1 pseudogene is annotated in these 417 nt (G+C 77.2%); it reads right to left on the bottom strand.

Going from position 1 to position 417, the window contains the following annotated elements:
* Nucleotides 1-417 (bottom strand): annotated as a pseudogene (locus NE591_RS12745) (hypothetical protein); the annotation flags it as partial.

Genomic DNA, 417 nt, shown 5'->3' with positions numbered 1-417 from the left:
GAAGGCCCGCTCGACCTCGCCCGCCGTCCCGTCCGGCGGCGCGGAGGGCGAGGTCAGGGCGTCGAGCTGGTAGTAGTAGGTGGAGCGGGCCAGGCCCAGGGCCGCGCAGGCGGCCGCGGCGCCGAAGGCGCCCTCGAGCCTGGAGGCGCAGCCGGCCGCCTCAGCGTTGGTGAGGGCCGGCGCCCCTGCTTTTAGGACGGCCAACACCTCCCTGAGCGCGGCGTTGCTGAGCTCCAGGTCGGCGATGATCGCCTTGAGCGCCGCCGGGTCGTCGGGCAGCTCCTCCGGCAGCCCCGGCGGCTGCTCGCAGGGCATCGGGCGGGCCGGCCGGCTCGCCCGGCGGGTCTTCCCCTCGTCCACGGCCTCTCCCTTCCTCCTCTTCCTCGCGGGCGCCGGCAGCAGCGCCGCCGTGCCCCC

The organism is Adlercreutzia sp. DFI.6.23 (assembly GCF_024462535.1).
GTDB lineage: Bacteria > Actinomycetota > Coriobacteriia > Coriobacteriales > Eggerthellaceae > Adlercreutzia > Adlercreutzia rubneri.
The sequence above is the reverse complement of the archived record's forward strand: the minus strand, read 5'-3'. Positions and strand labels throughout refer to the sequence as shown.